The 26,701-nt window shown below is 60.2% G+C and carries 14 protein-coding genes; 9 read left to right on the plus strand and 5 right to left on the minus strand.

What is annotated here, in order from left to right:
* Positions 1-34: 34 nt before the first annotated feature.
* The 3 genes from ACYZT9_RS09045 to ACYZT9_RS09055 all read left to right on the plus strand — a co-directional run bounded on the left by ACYZT9_RS09045 (position 35) and on the right by ACYZT9_RS09055 (position 2,922).
* Positions 35-835, plus strand: coding sequence for a substrate-binding periplasmic protein (locus ACYZT9_RS09045; protein ID WP_462009477.1), 801 nt, complete (start codon positions 35-37; stop codon positions 833-835).
* Positions 836-1,003: 168 nt separating this feature from the next.
* Positions 1,004-1,840 carry a sugar-binding protein gene (locus ACYZT9_RS09050; RefSeq protein ID WP_462009478.1) on the plus strand — a complete coding sequence of 279 codons (837 nt, stop codon included), beginning with the start codon at positions 1,004-1,006 and terminating at the stop codon, positions 1,838-1,840.
* A 77-nt stretch (positions 1,841-1,917) separates the two neighbouring features.
* On the plus strand, positions 1,918-2,922 hold the full coding sequence (locus ACYZT9_RS09055) for a GNAT family N-acetyltransferase (RefSeq protein WP_462009479.1): 1,005 nt from the start codon (positions 1,918-1,920) through the stop codon (positions 2,920-2,922).
* 153 nt (positions 2,923-3,075) lie between these two features.
* On the opposite strand, the gene ACYZT9_RS09060 is transcribed toward ACYZT9_RS09055, so the two are convergent.
* On the minus strand, positions 3,076-3,624 hold the full coding sequence (locus ACYZT9_RS09060) for an RNA polymerase factor sigma-70 (protein ID WP_017339972.1): 549 nt from the start codon (positions 3,622-3,624) through the stop codon (positions 3,076-3,078).
* 283 nt (positions 3,625-3,907) lie between these two features.
* Between ACYZT9_RS09060 and ACYZT9_RS09065 the strand changes: the two genes are divergently transcribed.
* Positions 3,908-16,906 (plus strand): non-ribosomal peptide synthetase, encoded by a 12,999-nt coding sequence (locus tag ACYZT9_RS09065; RefSeq protein WP_462009480.1) that lies wholly within the window; start codon positions 3,908-3,910, stop codon positions 16,904-16,906.
* 137 nt (positions 16,907-17,043) lie between these two features.
* Entirely contained in the window at positions 17,044-17,856 is an 813-nt protein-coding gene (locus tag ACYZT9_RS09070; RefSeq protein ID WP_462009481.1) for an alpha/beta fold hydrolase, read from the plus strand.
* A gap of 116 nt (positions 17,857-17,972) precedes the next feature.
* On the opposite strand, the gene dsbG is transcribed toward ACYZT9_RS09070, so the two are convergent.
* The 4 genes from dsbG to ACYZT9_RS09090 all read right to left on the minus strand — a co-directional run bounded on the left by dsbG (position 17,973) and on the right by ACYZT9_RS09090 (position 22,206).
* Complete coding sequence (gene dsbG, locus ACYZT9_RS09075; RefSeq protein ID WP_462009482.1) at positions 17,973-18,743, minus strand: thiol:disulfide interchange protein DsbG; 771 nt, start codon at positions 18,741-18,743, stop codon at positions 17,973-17,975.
* Positions 18,719-19,585 (minus strand): prolipoprotein diacylglyceryl transferase family protein, encoded by an 867-nt coding sequence (locus ACYZT9_RS09080; RefSeq protein WP_462009483.1) that lies wholly within the window; start codon positions 19,583-19,585, stop codon positions 18,719-18,721. Before ACYZT9_RS09080 ends, dsbG begins: the two co-directional genes overlap by 25 nt.
* Positions 19,585-21,321, minus strand: a complete 1,737-nt coding sequence (gene dsbD / locus ACYZT9_RS09085; protein WP_462009484.1) for a protein-disulfide reductase DsbD — start codon at positions 21,319-21,321, stop codon at positions 19,585-19,587. The genes ACYZT9_RS09080 and dsbD overlap by 1 nt, the downstream gene beginning before the upstream one ends.
* Before the next feature lie 114 nt (positions 21,322-21,435).
* Positions 21,436-22,206, minus strand: a complete 771-nt coding sequence (locus ACYZT9_RS09090; RefSeq protein WP_462009485.1) for a hypothetical protein — start codon at positions 22,204-22,206, stop codon at positions 21,436-21,438.
* Positions 22,207-22,498: 292 nt separating this feature from the next.
* On the opposite strand from ACYZT9_RS09090, the gene ACYZT9_RS09095 reads away from it, so the two are divergent.
* From ACYZT9_RS09095 to ACYZT9_RS09110, 4 genes are all read left to right on the plus strand, one after another.
* Positions 22,499-23,182 carry a response regulator gene (locus tag ACYZT9_RS09095; RefSeq protein WP_462009486.1) on the plus strand — a complete coding sequence of 228 codons (684 nt, stop codon included), beginning with the start codon at positions 22,499-22,501 and terminating at the stop codon, positions 23,180-23,182.
* Positions 23,179-24,504 carry an ATP-binding protein gene (locus ACYZT9_RS09100; protein ID WP_462009487.1) on the plus strand — a complete coding sequence of 442 codons (1,326 nt, stop codon included), beginning with the start codon at positions 23,179-23,181 and terminating at the stop codon, positions 24,502-24,504. The genes ACYZT9_RS09095 and ACYZT9_RS09100 overlap by 4 nt, the downstream gene beginning before the upstream one ends.
* Positions 24,505-24,721: 217 nt before the next feature.
* Positions 24,722-25,243: a GNAT family N-acetyltransferase gene (locus ACYZT9_RS09105; protein ID WP_462009488.1), complete on the plus strand. Its 522-nt coding sequence runs from the start codon at positions 24,722-24,724 to the stop codon at positions 25,241-25,243.
* Positions 25,244-25,284: 41 nt separating this feature from the next.
* The gene (locus ACYZT9_RS09110) at positions 25,285-26,697 is read left to right on the plus strand and encodes a diaminobutyrate--2-oxoglutarate transaminase (protein ID WP_462009489.1); all 1,413 of its coding nucleotides are present in this window, start codon (positions 25,285-25,287) and stop codon (positions 26,695-26,697) included.
* The last annotated feature ends 4 nt before the right edge of the window (positions 26,698-26,701 follow it).

Consider the following 26,701-nt stretch of genomic DNA (forward strand, 5'->3'; position numbering starts at 1 on the left):
TTGATGCGTATTTTTTGGGGAGTGGGTAGTTTTGATGTCTTCGCCAATTCGGACGGCCTCGCGGCTTTTGCTGGCGGCGCTTGCGGCGTTGTGGGTATTCCCGTCCCCGGCTGCACAGCTGGTGCGGGTCGGTGCCGCGCATTTTCCGCCTTATACCGTGCGCCCGGAATCCGGTGCCGACACCGGTCTGTTGCCGCAGCTGGTCGAAGCGCTCAATGCGTTACAAAACGACTATCGGTTTGAGCTGGTGCCGACTTCCATTCCGCGGCGCTTCGGTGACTTCAAGCAGGGTCGGGTGGACATGGCGATTTTCGAGAACCCGAATTGGGGCTGGAAGGACATTCCCCACACCAGCGTCGACATGGGGCTTGAGGACGCCGAGATTTTTGTCGCACAACGTATACCGAATCGACAGCAGAACTATTTCGCCGACCTTGCCGGCAAGCGTCTGGCGCTGTTCAGTGGTTATCACTACGAGTTCGCCAGTTTCAATGCCGACCCGAAAGTCCTCGCACAAAACTACAACGCCACCCTGACCTATTCCCACGACAGCAACCTGCTGATGGTGCTGCGCGGGCGCGCCGACATTGCCCTGGTGACGCGCTCTTACCTGAGCGATTACCTGCTGCGCAACGTGATGGTCGCTGATCAGTTGCTGGTGTCCGAGCGCATCGATCAGGTCTACCACCACTACGCCATTCTCCGTCCGGAAGCGCCGATCAGCGGTGAGGCCTTTGGCAAGTTGCTGAAAGGGTTACGCGACAATGGCCAGATGCTGAAGATTTTCGATCCGTACAAGATCGCGGTGGTGCCGGTTCCCCAGGATGGACGATAAGGTTTCAACCCTTGAAAGCAGCAGGTGCCCATTCGTCGTAAATTTCGTTTTTCGATGTTCACACCTGTCAAATGTGACAGTAGTCGTTCTCATTAACTTGCGATTAGATGACTTTCCGGTGCTGAACCCTTTAATGGGGTGAAGCCTCATTCAGAAAAGGCATCTGTCATGTCGAGTAGCCAATCGAAAACTGTTCCGCGTCTTCCACCTCCATCGGTCGAACAAGCTGTTGGTAGGTCACTTGTTGTGCTTCCGTCAGATGGAACAACGGGTATCACTGTTAACGTGCCAACTTGGCGGTCCAGAAAAGTCGGTCAACCGACCACTTTGTGTGTCTACGGGGAAAATGACGACGGCTCGATAAGGATGGAGCTCCTCGTTGATAGGGAGCCTCTGACCCAAGACGAATATTTGAAAGGCTGGTCTCGAATCATTAGTTGGGAATTTTTGCAGGGCCTGCTACACGGCAGTCACCTCACGTTTGTTTTTCAGGTGCCGCTGGGGGACAACGGAGGTACTTGCCCTGATTTGTTTCCGCCGCTGAGTCTAGTAATTCATGTGCTTTACCAGGATATAACAACGTTCAGTGCGGATGACGGGACAGATAACTGGAACCGTTGGATGAGGGGAGAGGCTGGGGTTGATCTCCGCGATCTCATTGTCGCGCCGGATGGGAGTGGCTATGCATTATTCAATAAAACGCACACCAACAAATCCGCAGGCGTTTTGCTAAGAAAGACATTCCATAATTTACAGGTAGGACGGGTGTATAACTTCGGAATTGACGTGAGCCGTTGGATTGGTCGATACGAAAAGCCAAAGCTCTCGCTCGTAGCCGGAAATGTCGTCATTGTTCCTCCCACTGAGATTACATCAGAGATACGACAATTAGAGGGCTGGTTTACGGCGGGTTCGTCGCAAATGGAATTGACAATCGACAATGATGAAGTCTCTGGTTTAGGGAATGATTTCAGCATAAGCAGAATCTGGCTTGCGTCAGAATGAGCTTTGCGGTGATCCGCTAAATTTCCAGGCCTGGCTCACGTTCTTCATTGAACTGTCGATGATCGTGAGCCCGACTTATGCCTGACCTGAACGACCTGACCGCCCTTGCCGTGCCGACGGGCAGTCGCCTCGTCGCTGAAGAAAGTGAAAATCGGCTGAGTCTGAGCCTGAATGAACAGCCGTTGATTACGCTGCGGCTGACGCGTGAGCCCGAATTGCAAGTGCGGGTCGAGGCGCGCGTCGATACTCATGCGTTGTGGGCCGCCAATTATTGGCTGTTTGCCCGTGACCCGGCATGCCAGCACCTGACCTGGCACCTGGACGACGTTCCCGCTGAAACCTTACTCGGCGGATTGCTGATCCCGACCGAAATCGCCGGTCAGTATCGTTGCGAACGCACATTGTTCTGGCAGTTGCCGCAGCCGTGGCTGGGGATGTCCGTCACCAACAGCTATCCACAGCACATGGTGATAAGCGGCGGCAAACGTCATCCGTTGCGGCCAATGAAGCCACGGGGTGAAGTTTATCGGCGTTTCGATGCACGCCTGGGCGAGTGGATCTCCCTGCGAACGGTGGACATCGACCTGGACCTTGCGCGGTTCAATCGCTGGCAGAACAGTGCGCGGGTGGCGAGTTTCTGGCAGGAAGAGGGCAGTCTCGAACAGCATCGCGAGTACCTGAGCAAACTCGAAACCGATCCGCACACCTTGACGCTGATCGGCTGTTTCGACGATCAGCCGTTTGCCTATTTCGAAGCCTACTGGGCCAAGGAAGACCGCATCGCGCCGTTTTACGAGGCGGGCGATTATGACCGGGGCATTCACATGCTGGTCGGTGAGGAAAAACATCGAGGCCCGCACAAAGTGGCGAGCTGGTTATCGGCGTTGACGCATTACCTGTTTCTTGATGATCCACGCACCCAGCGGGTGGTCGCCGAGCCTCGCGCCGATAACGCGAAGATGATCGGGTATATGCAGGGTCAGCGTTTTCACTGCGAGAAAGAGTTCGACTTCCCGCACAAGCGCGCAGCGTTGATGGTGCTGGGGCGGGAGCGGTTTTTTGAGCGGTGTGTGTTGGCGTGATTCGCAGGGCTCAAGATCTTTATCGTTCTTAAGTCTGCTATCGCGAGCAAGCTCGCTCCCACATTTAATCTCAGGTGTTCACAAGTTTTGTGTTCGCTGAAAATCGAATGTGGGAGCGAGCTTGCTCGCGATGGGGCGATAAGGTTTCAGATCTCAACGACGAGCAAAGGTATCCGCGCGACTCCCCGACACCTTGCGGCAATGCACCAACGCGTCGCGAATCATGAAGTTCACCAGGGTCGGCGACACACCAAGTTCCTTGGCGATATCCTTCTGCGGCACGCCATGTAGGCGGTACATCTCGAAGGCGTAGCGGGTGCGGCTTGGCAACTCCGTCAACGCGTCGGCGATGTTTTCCAGGGTCGAGAAATTGATGTGCGAGGTTTCCGGCGAAGCGCCTTGAATCACCACGTTCAGCCCTTCCTCTTCAGGCCCCGAATACTTCTGCTCCAGCGCCTGTTTGCGGTAGTGATCGATCGCCAGGTTGCGCACGATCTGGAAAAGGTAGCTGAGCTGAGCCTTGATCGAGGACGTGATCTGCGGCGCCGATTGCAGGCGGAAGAACGCATCCTGGACCACATCTTCGGCACGTGACCGGCAGCCGGTGATCCGGGCAGCAATTTTGACCAGAATCAGTCGATTGTCGACGAATGCCTGAAGTAGCGGTGAATCGCACCTGCTTGTGGATACTTGTTCCGTCATGGAAATCACCTTGCTGCTAAAGGGGTCGTGGGACGACAAGAGAATCGGAGCCGTCCTACACATCGAGCGACAAATTATTCTGAATGATAATTATTGTCAATTGAGAAAGAGAACTAATGCTTCTCAATGGTGCAGAGTGAGAACTGCGACACATCGCCTCAGGCAGCTCATCCCGGTGGTCCGGCCCGTCGACTAATTATTTCGCGACGTCATCCGTTCTGATTGATGAATGGCCCCGGTCGCAAACCCCGGCCAACACAGCATTTTTCAGGCAGGAAACCTCATGACCGACGCGTTCGAAATACCTGGCACACTGGTCCAAGCCCTTCAGCGCCGCGCGGCCCTGACGCCGGATCGGGTGGCCTTGCGTTTTCTCGCCGAAACCCCTGATCGGACGGTGGTGCTCAGTTATCGCGAGCTGGATCAACGGGCGCGCATCATTGCCGGCGCGTTACAGGCCGAGACGGATTTTGGTGATCGCGCGGTGCTGTTGTTTCCCAGCGGTCCGGACTACGTCGCGGCGTTCTTTGGTTGCTTGTACGCGGGCGTTATTGCGGTACCGGCTTATCCGCCGGAGTCGGCCAAGCGTCATCACCAGGAGCGTCTGCTGTCGATTATCAGCGACGCCGAACCGCGTCTGCTGTTGACCAGCGCCGGCCTGCGCGACGCCTTGCTACAAATCGAAGGCGCGCCGCCGCTGCTGTGCGTCGACACCCTTGATGCTGCGCTGGCGCAGCGTTGGGTCGAGCCGAACCTGGAAGACGATCACATTGCCTTCCTGCAATACACCTCCGGCTCCACGGCGTTGCCTAAAGGTGTGCAGGTCAGCCACGGCAACCTCGTGGCCAATGAACAGCTGATTCGCCACGGTTTCGGCATCGATCTGAACCCTGATGACGTGATCGTTAGCTGGCTGCCGCTGTACCACGACATGGGGTTGATCGGCGGTCTGTTACAACCGATCTTCAGCGGCGTACCGTGCGTGTTGATGTCCCCGGCGTATTTTCTCGGCCGGCCGTTGCGTTGGCTGGAAGCGATCAGCGAATACGGCGGCACCATCAGCGGCGGGCCGGATTTTGCTTATCGCTTGTGCAGCGAGCGGGTTAGCGAGTCAGCGGTGGAACGCCTCGATTTGAGCGGCTGGCGCGTGGCGTATTCCGGTTCAGAACCGATTCGCCTCGACACCCTGGACCGTTTCGCCGAGAAGTTCGCCAGCAGCGGTTTCACCCCGGACAGTTTCATGGCGTCCTATGGATTGGCGGAAGCCACCTTGTTCGTCGCCGGCACCCCGCGTGGCAAAGGCATCAGTAATGTGCGGGTGGACGATCTGGCTTTGGCACAAAACCGGGCCGAACCGGGTGAGGGCAGCGCGATCATGAGTTGCGGCATCCGCCAGCCGGATCACGCGGTGCTGATTGTCGATCCATTGGCGCTTACTGAACTGGCCGACAACGCGATCGGCGAAGTCTGGGCCGCCGGGCCGAGCATCGCCCACGGTTACTGGCGCAACCCCGAGGCCAGCGCCAATACGTTCGTTCAACACAATGGAAAAACCTGGCTGCGCACCGGTGACCTGTGTTTCATGCGTGACGGTGAACTGTTCATCACCGGTCGCCTGAAAGACATGCTGATCGTTCGCGGCCACAACCTGTACCCGCAAGACATCGAACAGACCGTCGAGCGAGAAGTGGAAGTGGTGCGCAAAGGTCGCGTCGCCGCGTTCGCGGTGAACTTCGAGGGTCAGGAAGGCATCGGCATCGCTGCGGAAATCAGCCGCAGCGTGCAGAAAATCCTGTCGCCCGACGCGCTGATCAAAACCATTCGCCAAGCCGTGGCCGAGGCGTATCAGGAAGCGCCGAGCGTGGTGGTGTTGCTCAATCCGGGTGCGTTGCCCAAGACCTCCAGTGGCAAACTGCAACGCTCGGCATGCCGTACTCGCCTGGCGGATGGCAGCCTCGACAGCTACGCGTTGTTCCCGCCGGCGGCCACTGCAAACGATGAAAAAACCGAGTCGGGTTCCGAGTTGCAAACCCTGATCGGCCAAATCTGGTCCGAGCAGTTGCAGGTGAAACAGATCAGCACCGACGACCACTTCTTCCTGCTCGGCGGCAATTCCATCGACGCCACTCAGGTCGTTGCGCGTTTGCGCGACGCGCTCGGACTGGAACTGAACCTGCGCCTGCTGTTCGAAGCGCCGACCCTTGGCGCATTTGCCGCCGCGATCGCGCAGCAACAACAGGACGGCGGCTTCGCCCAAGGGGCGATCACCACGCAGTCGCGTAATGAGGCGCTGCCGCAATCCCTTGCACAAAACCGCCTGTGGATCACCTGGCAACTGGACCCGCACAGCAGCGCCTACAACATACCCGGCGCCTTGCGTTTGCGCGGTGAACTGGACGAAGACGCCTTGCGCGCCAGCTTCCAGCAACTGATCGAACGCCACGAATCCCTGCGCACACGCTTCTTGGAGCGTGACGGTATCGCGCTGCAACAGATCGACGCCGCTCGCGAATTCAACCTGCAACGAATCGACATCAGCAATTTGCCCGTCGCCGAGCGCGAAGTCCGCGCGCAACAAATCCGCGAGGACGAAGCGCACACCCAGTTCGATCTGGAGAAAGGCCCACTGCTGTGGGTGACCCTGTTGCGTCTCGATGATGAGGATCACCAACTGCTGGTGACCCTGCACCACATCGTTGCCGATGGCTGGTCGCTGAACGTGCTGATCGACGAGTTCTCGCGCTTGTACGCCGCCGCATCCCAAGGGCAAACGGCGGTGCTCGCGCCATTGCCCACTCAGTACGCTGACTACGGCAGCTGGCAGCGTCAATGGCTGGCGCAAGGCGAGGGCGAGCGGCAACTGGCCTACTGGAAAGCGCAGTTGGGCGATGAGCATCCGACGCTGAGCCTGGCCACCGATCACCCGCGTTCGGCGCAAGACCTGCACAGCGCCGCACGCCATTCCGTACGGTTGGGCGCGACGCTGAGCGAATCCATACGCCAGACGGCCCAGGCCTACGATTCCACCTCATTCATGCTGTTGCTCGCGGCGTTCCAGAGCCTGCTGCATCGCTACAGTGGCCAACGTGACATTCGTATCGGCGTGCCAAACGCCAACCGTCCGCGCCTGGAAACCCAAGGGCTGATCGGCTTCTTCATCAACACCCAGGTGCTGCGTGCCGAGGTGGATTCGCGGCTGCCATTCGTTGAACTGCTGGCGCAAACCCGTCAGGCGGCTTTGGGCGCACAAGCGCATCAGGACCTGCCGTTCGAGCAACTGCTGCAAGCCTTCCCGCAGGCCCGCGAACAAGGCTTGTTCCAGGTCTTGTTCAACCACCAGCAACGGGACCTGAGCGCACTGCGGCGCCTACCCGGATTGCTCGCTGAAGAACTGCCATGGCACAGCCGCGAAGCCAAGTTCGACCTGCAACTGCAAAGCGAAGAAGACCGTAACGGTCGCCTGAACCTGTCCTTCGACTACGCCAGCGAACTGTTCGACGCCTCGACCATCGAGCGGCTGGCCGAGCATTTCAGTAATCTGCTGCGCGCCATCTGCGAACAGCCGACAACCGCCATCGGCGACCTGCAATTACTGGCGTCGAGCGAGCACGATCAGCACATTTCGTGGGGCGCCGCACCGTGCACACCGGCCAGCCAATTACTGCCAGAACTGCTCAACGAACAGGCGCGCCTGGCCCCGGAACGCACGGCGCTGATGTGGGAGGGCGGCAGTCTGGACTTCGCCGAACTGCACACCCAGGCCAACCGTCTCGCGCATTACCTGCGCGACAAAGGCGTCGGCCCGGACGTTTGCGTGGCGATCGCCGCCGAGCGTTCGCCGCAGTTGCTGATCGGTCTGTTGGCGATCATCAAGGCCGGCGGTGCCTACGTGCCGCTGGACCCGGATTACCCGGCCGAGCGCCTGGCCTACATGCTCAGCGACAGCGGCGTGGAATTGCTGCTGACACAAACCCGGTTGCTTGACCGCTTGCCAGCCACCGACGGCGTCAGCGTGATCGCCATGGATGCGCTGCACCTGGAGAACTGGCCGAGCCAGGCGCCGGGTCTGCATTTGCACGGGGACAACCTCGCTTACGTGATTTACACCTCCGGCTCCACTGGCCAGCCGAAGGGCGTCGGCAACACCCACGCGGCCCTCGTCGAACGCCTGCAATGGATGCAAAACACCTACGGTTTGAACGACACCGACGTGCTGATGCAAAAGGCGCCGATCAGTTTCGACGTCTCGGTGTGGGAATGCTTTTGGCCGCTGATCACCGGCGCCCGTTTGCTGATTGCTGGCGCTGGCGAACATCGCGATCCGCACCGGATCGCACAGCTGGTTCAACAGTACGGCATCACCACGCTGCACTTCGTGCCGCCGCTGCTTTCATTGTTCATCGACGAACCACTGACCGCCGAGTGCACCAGCCTGCGTCGCGTGTTCTCCGGCGGCGAAGCCTTGTCGGCGAAACTGCGCAACCGCGTGCTGGAGCAACTGCCGGCCGTACAGCTGCACAACCGCTATGGCCCGACCGAGACCGCGATTAACGTGACCCATTGGCATTGCAGCACGGCCGATGGCGAACGCTCGCCGATTGGCCGTCCGCTGGGCAACGTCATTTGCCGTGTACTCGACAGCGAGCTCAATGCGGTGCCGGCCGGTGTGCCGGGAGAACTGTGCATCAGCGGCATCGGTCTTGCCCGAGGCTATCTGGGGCGTCCGGGCCTGACGGCTGAACGTTTTGTCGTCGATCCACTGGGCGAGCAGGGCGCACGTCTGTATCGCACTGGCGACCGTGCACGCTGGACCGCCGAGGGCGTGATCGAATACCTCGGCCGTCTCGATCAGCAGGTAAAGCTGCGCGGCTTCCGCGTCGAACCGGAAGAAATCGAAGCACGTCTACTAGCTCAGGACGGTGTCGCTCAAGCGGTAGTGCTGGTGCGTGTTACCGCCGCTGGCGGGCAGTTGATCGGTTACTACACCGCCATCGAAACCAGCGAAACCGAAGACGCTCAATCCGCACGCCTGAAAACCGCGCTGGCGGCCGAGCTGCCGGAATACATGGTCCCGGCGCAGCTGATGCGCCTGGAAGAAATGCCGCTCAGCCCAAGCGGTAAACTCGACCGTCGTGCCTTGCCGGAACCACAGTGGCAAGTGCGCGAACACATTGAACCGGTCACTGAACTTGAACAGCAGGTCGCCGCGATCTGGCGTGAAGTGCTGGGCTTGAAGCAGATCGGTCTGCGTGACGACTTCTTCGCCCTCGGCGGTCACTCGCTGCTGGCCACGCAAATCATCTCCCGCACTCGTCAGGCTTGCGACGTCGAGTTGCCGTTGCGAGCCTTGTTCGAAAACAGTGAACTGGGGGCATTCGCCCAGCAAGTTCAACAGATCCAGGCCAGCGGCAGTACCAACAAACAGCCGCCAATCGAGAAAGTCGACCGCAGCCAACCGGTGCCGCTGTCCTATTCCCAACAGCGCATGTGGTTCCTCTGGCAGATGGAGCCCGACAGCCCGGCCTACAACGTCGGCGGCATGGCGCGCCTGCGCGGGGTGCTGGATGTCGGGCGCTTCGAAACGGCGTTGCAAGCGCTGATCATGCGTCACGAAACCTTGCGCACCACGTTCCCGAGCGTCGACGGCGTAGCGCAGCAACGGGTGCACCCGGAAACCGGGATGCGCATGGACTGGAAGGATTTCTCGGCACTGGAGGCTGAACTGCGCGAACAGCGGGTGCAGGCACTGGCCGACAGCGAAGCGCATCAACCCTTCAATCTGGAAACCGGACCGCTGCTGCGCGCCTGCCTGGTCAAAACCGCCGAACAGGAACATTACCTGGTGCTGACCTTGCACCACATTGTCACCGAAGGCTGGGCGATGGATATTTTCGCCCGGGAACTCAGTGCGCTCTACGAAGCATTTGTCGATGACCGCGAATCGCCACTGGCGCCACTGCCGGTGCAATACCTCGATTACAGCGTCTGGCAGCGGCAGTGGCTGGAATCCGGCGAGCGCCAGCGTCAGCTCGACTACTGGACCGCGCAACTGGGCCGTGAACATCCGCTGCTGGAATTGCCTGCTGACCGTCCGCGACCGCCGGTGCAAAGCCATCAGGGCGAGTTGTTCCGTTTCGACCTGAGCGACGACCTCGCCGCACGGGTGCGCGCCTTCAATGCGCAAAACGGCCTGACCCTGTTCATGACCATGACCGCCGCGCTGGCCGTGCTGCTTTATCGCTACAGCGGTCAGACCGACCTGCGCATCGGCGCCCCGGTAGCCAACCGTATTCGTCCTGAAAGCGAAGGACTGATCGGCGCGTTCCTCAACACCCAGGTGCTGCGTTGCCAGCTCGACGGGCAGATGTCGGTCGGCCAATTGTTCGAGCAGGTGCGTCACACCGTTATTGAAGGCCAGTCCCATCAGGACCTGCCGTTCGATCATTTGGTGGAGGCGTTGCAGCCACCGCGCAGCGCCGCTTACAACCCGCTGTTCCAAGTGATGTGCAATGTGCAGCGCTGGGAGTTCCAGCAAAGTCGTACGCTCGCCGGCATGACCGTCGAGTACCTGGCCAACGATGCTCGCGCGACCAAGTTCGACCTCAATCTGGAAGTGACCGACCTCGACCATCGCCTCGGTTGCTGCCTGACTTACAGCACCGATCTGTTCGACGAGCCGCGCATTGCACGCATGGCCGGGCACTGGCGAAATCTGCTGAAAGCGCTGCTGGCTGATCCGCAGCAGCGCCTCAGTGAACTGCAATTGCTCGACGCCACGGAACAGCAGAAGCTGCTCGACAGCCTCGGCGCCGAGCCGGGCGAACATCGACTGGATCAATGCATCCATCACTTGTTCAGCGAGCAGGCCCTGGCACGCAAAAAGGCGCCGGCGCTGACGTTCGCCGGGCATACCCTGAGTTACGCCGAACTCGACAGCCGCGCCAATCGCCTGGCCTGGATGCTCCGCGAGCGGGGTGTGGGGCCGCAGGTTCGCGTCGGTCTGGCGCTTGAGCGATCGCTTGAAATGGTCATCGGTCTGCTGGCGATTCTCAAGGCGGGCGGCGCCTACGTGCCGCTCGATCCGGAATACCCGCTCGACCGTCTGCATTACATGATCGAAGACAGCGGCATCGGTTTGCTGCTCAGCAATGCGGCCATGTTCAAAGCCCTCGGTGATCTGCCATCCACTGTCGCTCGTTGGTGTCTTGAGGACGATGCGGCGGAACTGGCCAACTACCCGGCCACCGAGCTGCCCTTGATCAGCCTGCCGCAGCATCAGGCGTACCTGATTTACACCTCCGGTTCCACCGGCAAACCAAAAGGCGTGGTGGTGTCCCACGGTGAAATCGCCATGCATTGCCGCGCGGTCATCGAGCGCTTCGGCATGCGCCCGGACGACTGCGAGCTGCATTTCTATTCGATCAATTTCGACGCTGCGACCGAGCGCTTGCTGGTGCCGTTGTTGAGCGGTGCACAAGTGGTGTTGCGTGCTCAAGGCCAGTGGGACGCGGAAGAAATCTGCGGACTGATCCGTCGCCATCACATCAACATCCTCGGTTTTACCCCGAGCTACGGCAGCCAGCTGGCACAGTGGCTGGCGACTCAAGGCGAAACCCTGCCGGTGCGCATGTGCATCACCGGCGGTGAAGCGTTGACGGGCGAACATTTGCAGCGCATTCGGGCGGCGTTCAAACCGAGCCTGTTCTTCAATGCCTACGGCCCGACCGAAACCGTGGTCATGCCGTTGGCCAGTCTGGCACCGGAGCAGCTTGAAGAGGGAATGGGCAGCGTGCCGATCGGCAGCGTCATTGGCGCGCGCGTGGCGTACATCCTCGACGCCGACCTGGCGTTGGTGCCGCAAGGTGCGACGGGTGAGTTGTATGTGGGCGGTGCCGGTCTGGCCCAGGGTTATCACGACCGTCCGGACATCACGGCAGAGCGCTTTGTGGCCAACCCGTTTGCGGCCGATGGCGGGCGGATTTATCGCACCGGCGACCTGGTGCGTCAGCGCGCCGACGGTCTGGTGGAATACCTCGGGCGCATTGACCATCAAGTGAAAATTCGCGGTTTCCGCATCGAGCTGGGCGAGATCGAAACCCGCCTGCTGGAGCTTGAATCGATCCGTGAAGCGGTGGTTCTGGCGCTCGATGCACCCAGCGGCCAGCAACTTGTTGGCTATCTGGTTACAGACCTGGCCGAGCAGGACGAAGCGCAACAAGCTCAGTTACGTGAAACTCTCAAGGCCCATCTAAAATCGCAACTGCCGGATTACATGGTGCCCACGCATCTGATCCTGCTGACCAGCATGCCGCTGACTGCCAACGGCAAACTCGACCGCCGTGCGTTGCCGGCACCGGACCCTGAGCAGAACCGTCAACACTATGTGGCACCGAGCAACGCGCTTGAACTGACGTTGGCGCAGATCTGGTGCGAAGTGCTGAACGTCGCGCAGGTCGGCCTAAACGACAACTTCTTCGAACTGGGCGGCGACTCGATTCTGTCGATCCAGGTGGTCAGCCGCGCGCGGCAGCAGGGCATTCACTTCAGCCCGCGTGACCTGTTCCAGCACCAGACCGTGCAAACACTTGCCGCTGTGGCGAGCCGTACCGAGCAGGTCACGGCGGAGCAAGGTTTGCTCACCGGCGAATCGCGTTTGACGCCGATCCAGCACTGGTTCTTCGACACCGACATTCCCGAGCGTCAGCACTGGAACCAGGCGTTGTTGCTGGAACCGACCGTTGCGCTGGAACCCCATCGTCTGGAGCAAGCGCTGCTGGCGGTGATCGAACAGCACGACGCTTTGCGTTTGCGTTTTACCGGGACGGCGGGCGAATGGACGGCCACGCACCAGAAGGTCTCCGATGCGCCGCTGCTGTGGCAAGTGCGTGTGCCGGCGATGGATAAATGCGCGGCATTGTTCGCCGACGCCCAACGCAGCCTCGACCTCGAACAGGGGCCGTTGATGCGCGTGCTGCTGATCGATGGTCCCGAGGGCCGGCAACGGCTGTTCTTCGCGATTCATCACTTGGTGGTGGACGGCGTTTCCTGGCGCGTATTACTGGAGGATCTGCAAACGGTGTATCGCCAACTGGCGGCTGAACAGTCGGTCAAACTGCCGGCGAAAACCAGCGCCTTCAAGGACTGGGCCGCACGCTTGCAGGCGTATGCCGGCAGCGAATCACTGCGTGAGGAGTTGAGCTGGTGGCAGTCGCAACTGGCCGGGCCGAGCGCCGGGCTGCCGTGCGAGCGTCCTCAGGGCGGGCGGCAGAATCGTCATGCGCAAACCGTCAGCGTGCGCCTCGACGCCGAGTACACTCGGCAACTGTTGCAACAGGCACCCAGCGCCTATCGCACGCAGGTCAACGACCTGTTGCTGACGGCATTGGCCCGCGTCCTGTGCCGCTGGAGCGGTGATGCATCGGCACTGATTCAACTCGAAGGCCACGGTCGCGAGGCACTGTTCGACGAGATCGATCTGACCCGCACCGTCGGCTGGTTCACCAGCGCGTATCCGTTACGCCTGACGCCGCTGAACATTGAAGCCGCCGCCGGGCAGGGGGCATCGATCAAAGCGATCAAGGAACAACTGCGAGGCGTGCCGCACAAAGGCCTGGGGTATGGCGTGCTGCGTTACCTCGCCGATGACCTGTGCCGCGAAGCCATGGCCGCGTTGCCGGTGGCACCGATCACCTTCAACTACCTTGGCCAGTTCGACCAGAGCTTCGGCGCAGACGCGTTGTTCCGCCCGCTCGATGAAGCCGTCGGGGCCGCCCACGATCCGAACGCGCCGCTGCCCAGCGAGCTGAGCGTTGACAGTCAGGTGTACGGCGGTGAGCTGGTGCTGCGCTGGACCTTCAGTGCCGAACGCCACAATCCGCAAACCATCAGCGAACTGGCGGACGCCTACCTCGGCGAGTTGCAGAGCCTGATCGAGCATTGCCTGGGTGACGACGCGGGCGGTTTGACGCCGTCGGACTTTCCGTTGGCGAAGCTGACCCAGCCGCAACTCGATGCACTGCCAATTCCAGCCGCGGTCATCGAGGACGTTTATCCACTGACGCCGATGCAGGAAGGCATGCTGCTGCACACCTTGCTCGAACCGGGCACCGGCCTCTATTACATGCAGGACCGCTACCGCATTAACAGCGAGCTCGATCCGCAGCGTTTCGCCGAGGCCTGGCAAGCGGTGATCGCCCGTCACGAAGCTTTGCGTGCGTCGTTCTGCTGGAACGTCGGCGAGGACATGTTGCAGGTTATCCACAAGCCGGGCAGCACGCCGATCGAGTACCTCGACTGGACCGCTATCGCCGAGGCCGAGCAAGAACCGAAGTTGCAGGCATTGCTGAAAAGCGAGCGCGAAGCCGGTTTCGATCTGCTTAACCAGGCACCGTTCCACCTGCGCCTGATCCGCGTGGGCGAAGCGCGCTACTGGTTCATGATGAGCAACCACCACATCCTCATCGATGCCTGGTGCCGGTCGCTGTTGATGGCCGATTTCTTTGAAATCTACACCGCGCTGGGGGATGGTCGTGAAGCCCAGCTTGGTGTGCCAACCCGTTATCGCGACTACATCGGCTGGCTGCAACGGCAGAGTCTCGCCGAAGCGCGGCAGTGGTGGAAAACCAACCTGCAAGGTTTCGAGCGCACCACGCCGATCCCGAGCGACCGGCCGTTCCTGCGCGAGCATGCCGGTGACAGCGGCGGCATGATCGTGGGTGATTGCTACACCCGCCTCGATGCCCGCGACGGTGCGCAATTGCGTGAACTGGCCCAAGCCCATCAGTTGACCATCAACACCTTCGCCCAAGCGGCGTGGGCCCTGGTGCTGCGGCGTTTGAGCGGTGATCGCGACGTGCTGTTCGGTGTCACGGTGGCCGGTCGTCCAGTGGAAATGCCAGAGATGCAGCGCACCGTCGGGCTGTTCATCAACAGCATCGCGTTGCGGGTGAAAATGCCCGAGGACGATCAGCGTTGCAGCGTTCGTCAATGGCTGAGCGGTTTGCTCGACAGCAACATGCAGCTGCGCGAGTACGAATACCTGCCGCTGGTGAGCATTCAGGAAAACAGCGAGCTGCCGAAGGGCCAACCGCTGTTCGACAGCCTGTTCGTGTTCGAAAACGCGCCGGTGGAAGTCTCGGTGCTGGACCGCGCGCAGAGCCTCAACGCGACCTCGGATTCGGGCCGGACCCACACCAACTTCCCGCTGACGGCGGTGTGTTATCCGGGCGATGACCTGGGCTTGCACCTGTCTTACGACCAACGTTATTTCGACGAGTCGAGAGTTGAACGCATGCTCGGCGAGTTCAAGCGCCTGCTGCTGGCGCTGGTCGACGGCTTCCACGGCGACATGGCGGACTTGCCGCTTCTGGGTGCCGAGGAACAGGACTTCCTGATCCACGGTTGCAACCAGAGCGAACACGATTACCCGCTGGAGCAGAGCTACGTTGCGTTGTTCGAAGCGCAGGTTGCGTTGCATCCACAACGCATCGCCGCCAGTTGCCTCGATCAGCAACACAGCTACGTTGAGCTTAACCAGCACAGCAACCGCCTCGGCCATGCGCTGATCGCGGCCGGTGTCGGGCTGGATCAACCGGTAGCGCTGCTGGCCGAACGTCACCTCGATCTGCTCGGGATGATCATCGGCAGCTTTAAGGCGGGTGCGGGTTATCTGCCGCTGGACCCGGGGCTGCCGAGTCAGCGTCTGAGCCGGATCATCGACCTGAGCCACACGCCGTTGCTGGTGTGCACTGAAGCGTGTCGTGAACAGGCTGTCGCGTTGCTGGAGGAATTCGGTTGTGCCAATCGACCACGGTTGTTGGTGTGGGAGGAGGTTCAGGCGAGCAATGTGTCGGTGGCCAATCCGGGTGTCTACAGCGGCCCGGACAACCTCGCCTACGTGATCTATACCTCGGGCTCCACGGGTTTGCCGAAAGGCGTAATGGTCGAACAGTGCGGCATGCTCAACAACCAGTTGAGCAAGGTCCCGTACCTGAACCTCAGCGCCGCTGACGTGATCGCACAAACGGCTTCGCAAAGCTTCGACATTTCGGTCTGGCAGTTCCTCGCCGCGCCGTTGTTTGGTGCGCGGGTGGACATCGTGCCGAACACCATCGCCCATGATCCACAGGGTTTGCTGGCGCATGTGTCGGCCCAGGGCATCACTGTGCTGGAAAGCGTGCCGTCGCTGATTCAGGGCATGCTTTCACAGGAACGCATGAGCCTCGACGGCCTGCGCTGGATGCTGCCGACGGGCGAAGCGATGCCGCCGGAACTCGCGCACCAATGGCTGCTGCGCTATCCGGACATCGGACTGGTGAACGCTTATGGTCCGGCGGAATGCTCGGACGACGTGGCGTTCTTCCGCGTCGACATGGCCTCGACCCGCGGCAGTTATTTGCCGATCGGTACACCGACCGACAACAACCGTTTGTACCTGCTCGACGGTGCGCTGGACTTGGTGCCGTTGGGTGCGGTAGGTGAGTTGTGCGTGGCCGGCACCGGTGTCGGACGCGGTTATGTCAGCGACCCGCTGCGTACGGCGCAGGTGTTTGTCCCGAATCCGTTTGGCGAGCCGGGTGATCGTTTATACCGCACCGGTGACCTGGCCCGCCGTCGCAGTGACGGTGTGCTGGAATATGTCGGACGGATCGACCATCAGGTGAAGATTCGCGGTTACCGCATCGAACTGGGGGAAATCGAAGCGCGCTTGCATGAGCAACCGGAAGTCCGCGAAGCGGCGGTCGGGGTGCAGGAAGGCGTGAATGGAAAACACTTGGTTGGCTATCTGGTAGCCGCGGACTCGGCGTTGAATCCGGGCGAACGACTGGAGCGCATTAAGCAACGACTGCGCGCCGAGCTGCCGGAGTACACGGTGCCGCTGCACTGGTTGTGGCTTGATCGCATGCCGCTCAATGCCAACGGCAAACTGGATCGCAAGGCACTTCCGGCGCTGGAGATCGGCCAGTTGCAGAGCCACGACTACCAGGCGCCGCGCAATGAGCTTGAGCTGAAGCTGGCGGTTATCTGGGCCGAGGTGTTGAAGGTCGAGAAGGTGGGGATTCGCGACAACTTCTTCGAGCTGGGCGGGCATTCGCTGCTGGCGACACAGATTGCGTCGCGGGTGCAGAAATCGCTGCAACGTGATGTGCCGCTACGGGCGATGTTCGAGTGCAACACGGTGGAGGAACTGGCGGAGTACATCGACGGGTTGGCCGCGAGTGACATCACCGGGGAGAAGGTGAATCGGTTGAATGACTTGATGGCGGAGTTGGAGGGGTTTTGATTTTTTAGCGTCCGGGATGGCCTCTTCGCGGGCTTGCTCGCGAAGGCCTCATTGAATTTTGCGACAATTTTCGCGTTGACTGCTGCTATGGGCCGACACAGTCTCCCTGCTCCGCAATTTAAAAGAGGAAACAGTCAATGCCCTTCGTTACGATTGACGGACAAAAACTTCACTACATCGATCAAGGCACAGGCCCGGCAGTACTGCTGGCCGGCAGTTACCTGTGGGACCACGCCCAGTGGGCGCCGCAGATTGTTGCCTTGTCGCAACACTATCGGGTGATCGCCCCGGACCTGTGGGGCCACGGTGAGTCCGGGCCACTGCCCGACGGCACCACGTCTCTGGATGACATCGCACGGCAGCAGTTGGCGTTGCTTGATCATCTGGGCATCGACCGCGTCACGCTGGTGGGACTTTCGGTCGGTGGCATGTGGGGCGCGCGCCTGGCCTTGTCGGTGCCACAGAGAATCAACGGGCTTGTGTTGATGGACACCTATCTTGGCAGCGAGCCGGCGCCCACCCGCGACTACTATTTCTCGTTGTTGAAGCAGATCGAGGACGCTGGCGAGATAACGCCGCAGTTGCTGGATATCGTGGTGCCGATCTTTTTCCGTCCCGGTATCGATCCGCAGTCAGCGCTTTACCAGAGGTTCCGTGCTTCGCTGGCAGCGTTGCCAGCGGATCGTTTGCGCGAAAGCATTGTGCCGATGGGCCGGATCACGTTTGGACGGGATGACCTGATGTCGCGTTTGGGCGAGCTGAATGCTCGCACCACACTGATGTTGTGTGGCGATCAGGACATTCCAAGGCCACCGTCGGAGACCAAGGAGATGGCTGAACTGATCGGTTGCCCGCATGTGCTGGTGCCGGAGGCGGGGCATATCTCCAATCTGGAGAATCCGCAGTTTGTGACAGAGGCGCTGCTGAAGTTTCTAGTCCAGAGAAATTAGTCGGTTGTACTGGCCCCTTCGCGAGCAAGCCCGCTCCCACAGTAGGAATGCATTCAAATGTGTGAGCGGGCTTGCTCGCGAAGGACCCAGTGGGGTCACTAAACCTCTGAAAGAAACTACTTCGGCCCGAGTATCTTCACCAGCTTGTCCGGCGACGGCGCGCCTTGCTGCTGTTGCAACTCACCCTTGTCGTCCATGTAGAAAATCGCTGGTGTCGCCTGCAACTCCAGGTCTTCCATCAACTGCATGTTCGCCGCCAGTTTCGCCTGAATCGCGGGTGGCACATCTTTCAGCGCCTTTAGCGTACTGGCCTTGCCGGCACCTTCGTGATCTTGCAGGGCTTTCTGCGGATCCTTGGCCGCCAGCAAGGCAGCGGATTTGCCCGGGCTGTCTTCACGAATGATGCCGACCATAATGTGCCGCAACTGCACCTTGCCAGCCTTCACCCACGGCCGCGCCTGTTCCCAGAACATGTTGCAGTAAGGGCAGTTCGGGTCGCTGAACAGGTACACCACGCGCGGTGCGTCCTTGTTGCCGTCACCGATCCAGTTGCTGGCTTCCATCTTGCCCCAGACTTCCTTGGCCATCGGCGCGTAAATCAGTTTCTGCAAGGGCGCGCTGCTCAGGTCATTGCCGTCGGCGTCGTACAAATTGCCCAACAACACATGTTTGCCATCCGGCGTCAGGTACAGCGCCATGCCACGGTTCTGGTACTGCGCGGCATAACCTCGCAGACCGTCGGGCGCGTCGAACTGGCCGACAATTTTGGCGCCCTTGGCTTCGATCTTTTTGATCGCTTCGGGCAGTTCTTCAGCAGCCTGTACCGACGGCAGGTGCAGCAGGGCGGCGCCCAGGGTCAGCGTCAGCAGGTGGCGGAGGCGGGGCATGGCAGTTTCCTTGACGAGGTGGAAGGTATGGCCGGATTCGGGGTATCGAAGTTTTCCAGGGCGCGAGCCAGGCTGGCTTCCGACAGCTCGCCCAGATGGCTGCCCAATAGACGACCGTCGGGGCTATAAAACAGCGTAGTCGGCAACGCCATCGAGCCGACGGCCTGGCCCAACCGGCCACTGCCGTCGAACAGCACGTTGGACAGGCTCAGGCCCTGGGTTTCCAGAAAGGTACTGACGCTTTGCATGCTTTCGGCTTGATTGACGAACAGGAAAGTCAGGTCCGGGCGGTGTTGCTGGGCGTTTTCCAGTACCGGCATTTCTCGGCGGCACGGTGGGCACCACGTCGCCCAGAGATTGATCACCAGCGGCCCGCCCTTGTAGTCCGCCAGTTGCACGGTTTCACCGGCGGCATTGCGCAGGGTGATCTCCGGCAGGCGCGTGCCTTGTTCGTAAATCGTCAGCGAGAAGGTGGCCAGCAACCAGAACGCCAGGCCACTGGCCACGCCGAAGCCCAACGGACGGCGCAAGCCCGGGCGACGCCAGCCGCGATACAGCGCGGCGAGCAACAGCACGATCACCCCAGGCAGTGCGAGAAAGCCACCGTCGCGCAAGTCGATAACTTGCCATGGATCATTGCGATAGTGCGTCCAGTAAAGCGCCACGAAACTGATCCGGGCGGCCAGCATGCCGATCAGGAACAGGCTGAACAGCGCCGACTCAGGATTTTCGCCGCCCCGTTTGGCCGCCCGCCAGCCGACAAACGTCGCCAGCGCCAGGGCACTGATCAGCAGCAGGTGGTTAAGCGCAATGGCAAACGTGCCGAGGGTAAAAGTCAGCATTAACGGGCGCCTCGGGTGGTGGTCCAGCGTTGCAGGAAAGTATCGGCATCGACCTCGCCGGTGATGCGCTGGCTGCGACGTTCTTCGCCGTCGGCGCCGATCCACAGGATACTCGGTGGCCCCGGCACTTTATAACGGCCGAGCAGTTCGCGGCTGGCGGCATTGTCGGCGGTGACGTCCAGCCGTAGCAAGCGCACATCGCTCAAGGCGTCGAGGACACGGGGTTGGCCGAAAACCTGTTTTTCCATGATTTTGCATGACACGCACCAATCGGCGTAGTAGTCCAGCAGCACCCATTGGCCCTGAGTCCGCGCCGCGTCGAGTTCCCGTTGGAGAGCGGCCGGGTCCTTGATTGTGGTGAAGGCGTCGTGGCCCACCGGGCGGGCGGCAATGCCCGCATTTGCAGTGCTATAGACTTGCAGCGGTTTGAGCAGGTCATCGCCGCCGCCCGCCGCGCCGATCATCAACAGACTGCCCCACACGCCGAGCAGCAATGAGCTGGCACCGAACAGATGCGCGACGCGCCCGAAACCTTCCGACTGTTTCCAGGCGCTGTAGGCGGCAATCAGCAACAACGCCCCGCACAGACCGATCCACAACGATTCATCCAGCACCGGCCGCAGCATCAGCAACGCGGTGGCGAGGAACAGGAAGCCGAACACGCCCTTGAGCAGGTTCATCCAGGCGCCGGGTTTGGGCAGGAAGCGATTGCCGACCGTCACCAGCAACAGCAGCGGCACACCGATGCCGATGCCCATGGCGAAAAGAATCAACCCGCCGTGCAGCGCATTGCCGCTTTGCGCGATGTAGAGCAGGGCGCCGGCCAGCGGCGCGGTCATGCAGGGACCAACCAGCAAACCGGACAACGCGCCCAGCACACCCGAGCCGATCAGGCTGCCGCCGCGTTGATTGCGCGACACATTCTCCAACCGATCACGCACCGCCACCGGCAGTTGCAACTCGAAAAAACCGAACATCGGCAGCGCCAGCAGCACAAACACCGCGGCGAAACTGCCCAGCAACCATGGGTTTTGCAGCAACGCCTGCAAATTTGCCCCGAGCAACGCGGCGAGGACGCCCATCGCCGCATACACCAGCGCCATGCTCACGACATAACTGGTGGCTAGCGCAAAACCGCGTTTGGGCGTGGCGCCACTGCCTACGATCAAACCGGCGAGAATCGGCAGCATCGGCAGTGAGCAAGGGGTGAAGGCAAGCAGCAGTCCCAAGCCGAAGAACACCAGCAAGCTCCAGCCTAATGCCCGTTGTTGCAGGCTACTGGCCAGGGCTTGATCCGGTGCTTCGGTCGTCGCAGAAGTGGCGGCGCCGCCGCCCAGATCCACAAACCGGGTTTGCGGTGGATAACACAGACCGGCATCGGCACAGCCCTGGAAACCGACCTTGATCTGGCCAGTCGCACCGGCCGGAATCTTCAACTCCAGGCCTTGGCGATAAACCGGCTGTTCGCCGAAGAATTCATCACTGTGAAACTCGCCTTCGGGTAACACAGGATGCAGCTCAGCGGGCAAACCATCGAACTTCAGGCGTTTTTGATATAGGTAATAACCGTCGGTGATCTGCCAGTAGAGTTGTGTTTCACCTGATTCGAGACGCTCGGAGGTGAAGACAAACGCCTTTTCCACTGGCAGGAATTCAGGTTTGGTTTCGAACGGATTGGTCCCTGCCTGGGCCGCACCCGAGATCAGAAGAACAAAAAACAAAAACAGTCGACGCATGGGTAAGCCTTATCCCTGTGCAAGTGAAGTGCACAATGGGAGGCGGCGATTAACCGATGATTAACCGCGCCCGCGAGCCGACCGATTGCTGCTGCTACCGGGTTTAACGCACCTTCAATCGCGTAACAGCCCTGGCCAAGAGGTTTCATCGACTTTGATAGGTCCTGATTCCGCCCGGTTCGTTGACATGTTGAATCGTATGTATTCGTTATTTGTCAGGAATATATAGTAAAGGCTGTCGTCAAATGTCCGGTCGTTTTGCACGGCAGTAATGATCCTGTCTTTATATCGCTCCAGACCGGGCCATGTGCTGTCTGTAATAGGTTGGGATCGGATACGTGGTGGTGTATAAGACCCGGGCTTGGGCGAGTTCCCAAAATCGAATGGTGACTTTGATTGGTACCATGCTGATGGGTCGTAATCAAGGAGCAAGAAATTCCCATTGTTCATTAAAAATCGAAAATGCATTTTGCCTGTTCCGGCTTGCCACCATGTCCCTGCCACGATAGAGCTAAAGTACGGAAGTAGAGGAGCCCATACTGATTGTGCTACGGGTCGCATATACTCGACCTTGTCGTTATCCTGATCGTATTTGCAGACATAGGGTTCTACGCCGTCGCGAAGAAAGAATAACCATGTAGAGTCTTCATCGTTGGAACGGAACTCGTTGAACAGGTCGGTGGTGGTGAAGCCAAATTTCAAATGTTTGACATGAGCATGAAAACTGCCCCAGTTACCATCGGAGATTCTGCTGGGATACCCTTCCGGAACTTCATTGTCGCCAATGTTGAATCGAGAGTACTTGTTGATATCTTTGAAATAGAAATGTATTGCGTCTTTTCCGGAGCGCCAGTCAACAGCGACGAAGTTTTTTAATTCGGGCATGCACTGATTCCTTTCAGTTAAGGTTTGTTTTAATGTGCCTGTTTGGCAATGCCAGATTAATATGCAAGTTTAAAATTTGGAATGGGTGGTATTGGGTTTGTGTGTTTCTAGTTAAATCGAAGTGCAGGTTTGATATTAACTGACGATATATGTGTCGGGATTAAAGTAGTTGTCGGGTACTTTGTATGTGAAACTCAATATCGCGATTATGCTTCTCGTCCGCCGAATCACTCGTCATAATTTGGCCTTAATCCTCACCTGCTTGACTCGCATTTTTACTCGGGGAGCTCCCATGCACGTACTGGTTTGCGAAGACGACGAGCTGATCGCCAGTGGCATCGTCGCCGGTCTCACCGCTCAGGGCCTGACGGTTGAGCATGTGGCCACGGCTTCGGCTGCCCGGGCGATGCTCAAAGTCGCCGAGTTCGACGTGATGGTGCTCGACCTCGGTCTGCCCGATGAAGACGGTCTGAAGTTGTTGCAGCAGTTGCGCCACAACGGCCTGGAAATCCCGGTGCTGATCCTCACCGCCCGGGATTCGGTCACCGACCGCGTCGATGGTTTGCAAGCCGGTGCCGATGATTACCTGCTCAAACCGTTCGATCTGCGCGAACTCGCTGCCCGCCTGCACACGTTGTTGCGGCGGGTGGCGGGTCGAAGCGTCAACCTGATTGAACACGGCCGGTTGACGTACGACCCGAGCAGCCGCGAAACCATGCTCGGCGGGCGGCCGGTAGACCTTTCCCGTCGCGAACAGTCGCTGTTGCAAGCCCTGCTGCACAATCGTGGCCGGGTGCTGTCCACCGAGCAGTTGAAAGACAGCGTCTACGGTTTCAACGACGAGCTGGAAAGCAACGCCCTCAACGTGCATATCCATCACCTGCGGCGCAAACTCGGTAATGGCATTGTCGAGACTGTGCGCGGCCTGGGCTATCGCCTGGGGCCGGCTGATGGCGTAGAGGAATTGAAAAAGTGATGAGCCTGCGTTTGCGTCTGAGCCTGACGCTCGGCGCCGCCTTTGCGCTGATCTGGGCCTTGGCGGCCGCCTGGATGCTCAGCGACCTGCGCAACCAGATGATGTTTTCTCTCGACCAGCGGCTGGTGGCGTCGGCGCGCATGGTCGCCGGCCTGATGGAGCAATTGCCGCCATTGCCGACCAAGGGCGAGGGCACTCATTTCAGCGCGGAACAACTGAACATTCCGGGTGGCATGGCGTGTCAGGTCAGTTCGTTGCGCGGGGAAATCCTCGCCCGCAGTCACACCGATCCGCAACAGACCCTGGAAGCCGAGAAAATGGGTTTCCACGATCAGATGATCGATGGCGCGCCGTGGCGCAGCTTCACACTGGCCCGTGGCGACCTGCGCATCACCACCGCTGATCGGCAGATCGAACGTGAAGCGCTGAATATGTCGATCCTGCTGGCCGCCTCGGTGCCTGTGGGCGTGGCATTGCTCGGTTGCCTGTGCCTGCTCTGGCTGGGGATCGGTCAGGGATTGGCGCCGCTGAACCGAATGCGCGATGCCCTGATGCGCCGCAGCGCCGACTCGCTGGAACCCTTGCAGATCCAGCCGTTACCCAGCGAATTGCAACCGTTGCTGGATACCCAGAACCAGTTGTTACAGCGCATCGGCAAGACCATCGAGCGCGAACGCCGTCTGACCGGTGACGCGGCCCACGAATTGCGCAGCCCGCTGACGGCGATCAAAACCCACCTGCAAGTGGCGCGCATGACCGACGGCGCGGCGCGGGATCAATCCCTGGTCCGGGCCGAAGAGGGCGCCGATCGCTTGCACCGCACCCTTGAACAATTGCTATTGCTGGCGCGGGTCGAAGGCAGTCTTTCGTTCGACGATGGCGTGCAATGCAGCGCCGAACAAGTGGCAAAACTGGCGATTCAGGACGCGGCCAGCGGTGATCGTCAGCGCATCAAATTCAAGGTGCCGCCGATACTCTCCCATGCCCCGGTGCAAATGCCCGCCGTGCTGTCGATTGCCGCATTGCGCAACCTGCTGGACAACGCCCTGCGCCATACGCCGAACGAGGGTCCGGTGGAACTGAGCCTGGAAACCACCGGCAACCGCGTGCAGTTCGTGGTACGCGACCATGGCCCGGGCATTGCCGAAGACGATCTGCAACACCTGACCCAACGCTTCTGGCGCAACGGCCAGAGCACCGGCTGCGGTCTGGGGCTGGCGATTGTCCAGGCGATTGTTCAGCGGTGTGGTTGCACGCTGCATTTCGACAGTCGGCCGGATGGGTTGCGGGTTGAGTTGACGATGCCGTTGCAACCGATCTGACAACCATCACCAACCCCCTGTGGGAGCGGGCTTGTTCGCGAAAGCGTCTTAACATTCAACATCAATGTTGACTGTCCTGACGCCTTCGCGAGCAAGCCCGCTCCCACATTGGATCTGTGTTGCACATCAAATGTAACCTCTCTCCATTGGCATTCCTGTCATCACCAGCGCTATCGTCCCCGACAGCTTTTTCTCAATGGATTGAGGTAACAGCGCCATGGATGCACCCCTACACATCTGCAAGGCAACTCCCGCCGACGCCGGCATCATCAGCCGGATCGTCGAGCGTTCGATCCGCGTCGGCTGTGCGCTCGACCACCGCAACGACCCGCGAACCGTCGCCACTTGGACACACAGCAAAACCGCCGGCCACATTCAGCCATGGTTGAGCGACCCTCGGTTGTACCTGAACATCGCCCTGTTGCAGGACAAGCCGGTCGGCGTTGCGATGGCGGCAGTCAGTGGCAAGGTCGCGTTCTGTTATGTGCAACCGGAGTGGTTCCGGCGCGGTGCAGGACAGGCGCTGGTGCACGACCTCGAATGCTGGTTGATGGACAAGGGCTTGGCTAAGGCCCGACTCAACAGCACCCGTACCAGCGAAGCCTTTTACCGTCATCTGGGTTATCGGCCCTGCGCGGAAACCTTCACCGTAGCGGGGCTCCACGCGATCCCCATGCACAAGGCACTGACGCCACCTTCATGGAAACCCGATCAAGGGTCTAAATCCTCGGCGCGCTGAAGCGTTTCCAGATCAGGAAAACCTTATTGAGGGGTCGAGAGATGTCAGTCGCTACCAGCCTTATGGAAGATCAGTCGGCCCGGATCACTCCGGCACCGGCCGAGACGCTGTATCAGTTCAACGAATCGCCATTGCTGGCACGCCAGAGTCAGCAGGAGTCGAATGCCCGCAGCTACCCGCGACGCATTCCCCTGGCCCTTAAGCGAGCCAAGGGCATTTATGTCGAAGACGTCGAAGGCCGCCGTTTCATTGACTGCCTGGCCGGCGCCGGGACGCTGGCCCTGGGACATAACCATCCGGTGGTGATCGAAGCGATCCAGCAAGTGCTGGCCGATGAACTGCCGCTACACACCCTCGACCTGACCACACCGGTGAAGGACCAGTTCGTCCAGGACCTGTTCGGTCTGCTTCCGCCAGCCCTGGCCGCGGAAGCGAAAATCCAGTTTTGCGGCCCGACCGGTACCGACGCGGTGGAAGCCGCGCTGAAACTGGTGCGCACTGCCACCGGGCGCAGCACCGTGCTGTCATTCCAGGGCGGTTATCACGGCATGAGCCAGGGCGCGCTGAGCCTGATGGGCAGCCTGGGGCCGAAAAAACCCTTGGGCGCGTTGCTCAGCAGCGGCGTGCAGTTCATGCCGTACCCCTACGATTACCGCTGCCCGTTCGGCCTCGGCGGCACCCAAGGCGTGCAGGTCAACCTCAACTACCTCGACAACCTGCTGAACGATCCCGAGGCTGGCGTGCAGCTGCCGGCCGCCGTGGTCGTGGAAGTCGTGCAGGGCGAGGGCGGGGTGATTCCGGCTGACCTTGACTGGTTGCGTGGCGTGCGGCGCATCACCGAGAAGGCGGGCGTGGCGCTGATCGTCGACGAAATCCAGAGCGGTTTCGCCCGCACGGGCAAGATGTTCGCCTTCGAGCACGCGGGGATTATTCCGGACGTGGTGGTGATGTCCAAAGCCATCGGCGGCAGTCTGCCGTTGGCGGTGGTGGTTTATCGCGACTGGCTCGACACCTGGCTGCCGGGCGCCCATGCCGGGACCTTCCGAGGCAATCAAATGGCGATGGCGGCGGGCTCCGCGGTGATGCGTTACCTGGTTGAACACAAGGTCTGTGAACACGCTGCCGCTATGGGCGAACGCTTGAGCGAACACCTGCGCATTCTTCAACGGGACTTCCCGCAACTGGGCGATATTCGCGGTCGTGGCCTGATGCTTGGTGTGGAATTGGTTGATCCGACCGGCGCGCCGGATGCACAAGGTCATCCACCGATCTTCGGACGCCTGGCGCCGTTGGTGCAGCGTGAATGCCTCAAGCGCGGACTGATTCTTGAACTGGGCGGCCGTCATGGCGGCGTGGTGCGTTTCCTGCCGCCGCTGGTGATCACCGCTGTGGAAATCGACCGGGTTGCCGAGATTTTCGGCCGGGCGATGGCCGCCGCCACCGCCAGCTTCTAAATTT

It is taken from the genome of Pseudomonas sp. ZT5P21 (assembly GCF_054897785.1).